This is a genomic window from Bacillus sp. 05T31 (genome assembly GCF_056396725.1).
This window is the reverse complement of the sequence record NZ_JBFTMA010000461.1, coordinates 1-3,597: the sequence shown is the minus strand read 5'-3', so window position 1 is coordinate 3,597 and position 3,597 is coordinate 1. Positions and strand designations below refer to the sequence as shown.

Annotated in this window: 3 protein-coding genes and 1 pseudogene; 2 read left to right on the top strand and 2 right to left on the bottom strand. The window is 37.2% G+C overall.

The features are described 5' to 3' along the window. Together AC1DJR_RS21890 and AC1DJR_RS21885 are read left to right on the top strand one after the other, a co-directional pair. A partial coding sequence (locus tag AC1DJR_RS21890) for a helix-turn-helix domain-containing protein (RefSeq protein WP_477003489.1) occupies positions 1-203 on the top strand: 203 nt, incomplete at its 5' end. A gap of 1 nt (position 204) precedes the next feature. Further along, on the top strand, positions 205-1,581 hold the full coding sequence (locus AC1DJR_RS21885; RefSeq protein WP_477003488.1) for a sensor histidine kinase: 1,377 nt from the start codon (positions 205-207) through the stop codon (positions 1,579-1,581). Positions 1,582-1,773: 192 nt separating this feature from the next. Here AC1DJR_RS21885 and AC1DJR_RS21880 read toward each other — a convergent pair whose 3' ends face one another. Both AC1DJR_RS21880 and AC1DJR_RS21875 read right to left on the bottom strand, forming a co-directional pair. Continuing rightward, entirely contained in the window at positions 1,774-3,033 is a 1,260-nt protein-coding gene (locus AC1DJR_RS21880) for an MFS transporter (RefSeq protein WP_429692462.1), read from the bottom strand. A gap of 222 nt (positions 3,034-3,255) precedes the next feature. Then, positions 3,256-3,597, bottom strand: a pseudogene (locus tag AC1DJR_RS21875) (ArsR/SmtB family transcription factor); the annotation flags it as partial.

Here is a 3,597-nt window from a genome sequence, read left to right as displayed (position 1 = left end):
TATTATCACAACTTGCTAGTTATCCTGGAAGAACATTTTCAAGAGAAGAATTAATTGAGTTAGTGTGGGGAATGGACTTTGAAGGGGATGAACGAACAGTTGACGTTCATGTAAAGCGACTTAGAGATCGTTTCTCAAAACGAACAGATGATTTTCAAATTACAACAGTGCGCGGACTCGGTTATAAGTTGGAGTTGAAGTAAGATGAAATCATTGTATTCTAGATTTGTTTTTATGACGATTGGTATTATGCTACTGAGTAGTATTATCGGTTTTTTATTAACGAATGTGTACTACCAGGTGAAGTTAAAACCRTACAATAGTGAAAAGATTTTGATGTATGCTGAGGAAGTAAAATCATTATATGAAAAGCAAAGTGAAGAGAATAAAGAGGCATACTTACAGTCTATTGCGAAATTAGGATATGAAATTTATATTGTAGATGACGAAAATCATGGAAAGCGTATTGGGAATGCGTTTCGTAAGATAACAATTAGTGATGCTACAGTTCATAAAGTACTGCAAGGTGAAACGTWTAATGGYGTTTCCACATATCCAACSCGCCTGTTTATTACAGGATTTTTCGATAATGAATTAATTAATAGTGTAGGTGTCCCGTTAAAACATGGTGATACACAATACGCTTTATTTATTCGTCCTGACATTCAGCAACAATTTGGTGAGATGAGGATTTTTCTAGCGGTGTTACTTGGTTTCATCGTTGTATTAAGTATTATTTTTATAGCGATTGCAGCAGGTTATATCGTTCGTCCTATTCGAACATTTACGAAAGCGACTCAAAAAATTGCAAGTGGTGAATATGATATCGAATTAGATGAAAATCGAAAAGATGAAATCGGTACGCTAGCAACTAATTTTCAAAAGATGACGAAGAGCATTAAAGAATTAGACCAAATGAGACAAGAGTTCGTTTCTAACGTTTCTCATGAATTTCAATCGCCACTTTCTTCGATACAAGGGTTTTCGAAAACATTACAATCGGAGAATATGAGCGAAGAGGAAAGAAAACGTTACTTGAAAATTATTGAGGGCGAAAGTAAGCGAATGTCTAGTTTATGTAAACAGTTATTAACGCTCGCTTCATTAGATAAAGAAGAGAAAGTGTTGCAAATAAAAGAATTCAATCTGCAGAAGCAAATTAAAGACGTCATTTTTATGCTCGAATGGAAATGGCGTGAAAAAGATGTCGCTGTTGAATTTGATGTACCGGATATCACCATAAAAGGTGATGAAAACCTACTTCATCAAGTATGGAGTAACATTTTCACGAATAGTATTAAGTTTTCAAATGATGGCGGGACGATTGAGTTTTTTGTCGAAGAGTTAGAGTCTAGTGTTGTTATTTCTATATCAGATAACGGAATCGGCATGGGAAAAGAAGAAATGGATCGTATATTTGATCGTTTTTACAAAGTAGATACGGCAAGGGCAAGAAACGTAGAAGGTAGTGGTTTAGGATTATCTATCGTACAGAAAATTGTTGAACTGCATCAAGGAACCGTTTCGGTATATAGCACGAAAGGGGAAGGGACCACTGTTCGGGTGGAGCTTCCGAAATAGATGTAAGGGAAGAGGCTGCTTGGAAACGGCCTCTTCTTTTGTGTCGTTTTTTGTCGGTAAGTCGATATAATCGAAAAATCGCTGATATAATTCGAGTTGCGCCGATATATTTTGAAAATCGCCGATATAATCCGAGTTGCGCTGATATATTTGAAAAATCGCCGATATAAATTTCACGTACTCCCACTCCTGCTATAAGGCCGCACCTTTCCCGCGCTCTACTTTAAACCGAACCCCAAAAGTATCCGCTGTAATTTCATCAGCTTTCGGCAATGAACGTAATTTCGGATGAAGTAGCCATACTATAGAAATAAATAAAATACCGATGCTAGCGAGCGAGAAAATGAGTTGGCTACTAAATACATTTGCGGTGTATCCACCAATTAAAGAACCAAACGGCATAGCAATTGTGCCCATACTTCGCATGACTGAATTGATGCGTCCAATATATTGATTTGGAATTACAATTTGACTAATTGTCGCAAATAATATGTTGGTCGCACCAATTGGTATCCAAGCTAGGCCAAATAAGAAAATAGACAGCCATTGAAACGGTACAATCGTAGAGAGGAACCAAAAGAAAGCGCCAGCCGCAAAGCTAATAATGGAGACACGGCCAACATTACGTTTGCCAACCCATGAACTGAATAATGCACCGATGAGACTACCTGCTGATATAGCAGCTAAGAAGAAGCCATATGATTTCACGCCTCCTAAAGAATCAGCGAAAGAAGGGAGTATCGCCATCGTCATACCGATAGAAAAATTAGCGACAACTGAACCGATTAAGAAGGCGCCCATTAATGAACGAAAGACGATGGAAAAGCCTTCTTTTAAATCAGAGAAATATTGCTTAGTTGACAGTGATGTGTTTGTGTCAGCTTGCTTTGGCATTTTTAATGAAAAGAATAAAAGGGCAGTAATCGCGAATGTAAAAGAGTCGATTACGTACAAAGTGATAGCGCCAAGTAGCGCTACTAATATGCCAGAAAGCGTCGTGCAAATTAAATCAATGCCTTGATACGCAAATGAAAAGAGTGAATTTCCTTTTAATAATTGTGTTTTATGCAGTAGAAGTGGTAAAGCTTTCGATTGTGCGGGATAGGCGAATTGTTCGATAAAGGATACGATGGGCATGATGATGAGTAGTAGTTGAACTGTTAATAGATCGAAGTAGTGGGTAATAGGAATRATTAATATAAGAATGCATTGCAGGACTTGTGTGATGACAAGGGTGTTTTTGATTGACCATCTATCAACGAATGGACCRGTAAGAAATTGTAATGCAGAAGGTAATAATGTAAGGAAACCAGCCAATCCAGAATAAAAAGGATTACCACTCAGCTCATATACGAGCCACATCGCTGCTACATAATACAAGCTATCTCCTATGTTTGTAAAAATTCTCCCTAAAAATAATAAGAGGAAATTCCGATTTTTTAATATGTCCATTTTATCTACTCCTTTATAATAAAGTTCAACTAATAATCAGTGGGGTTTTCTTCATCCCCCCACTGATTATTAGTTGAACTAATCGGGCGTTTATGGGCAGCCCGACTCCCACCTAACTTCTGTGCTCCAGCTGAATTTTGAGGTGGGAGTCTTACTGCCCGTTAATGTGGGATAAATTTATTCGGTAAAATAAAWTTGACCGTTTATGTAAAAAAAATCGCATTACGATTTTTCTTCTTTTTTWACAAATYGCTGCATTGYTCKYTCRWCGATTTGWARTGCAGTAGTAGAAATATAATAAGCTTTACTATTTGGATCTTTATCTGCACCTTTAGTGATTTCGTTTAATTCAGCCATTAATTCATGAAACTTTTTCACCCACACTTGAAATTGTTCTGGCGTAGCATCAAATTCCCAGCAGGATGAAACGTAATTCCACTCAGCTGGGTCTTCACTTGCTTTTCGTAATGTAAAAGCTTCTTCTGGTGCAGAGAGAATATGAAGTCTCGTTCTTTCTGTCATTTGTAAAAAGATTTGGCGACCTGATTCGCTTAATATTTCTAC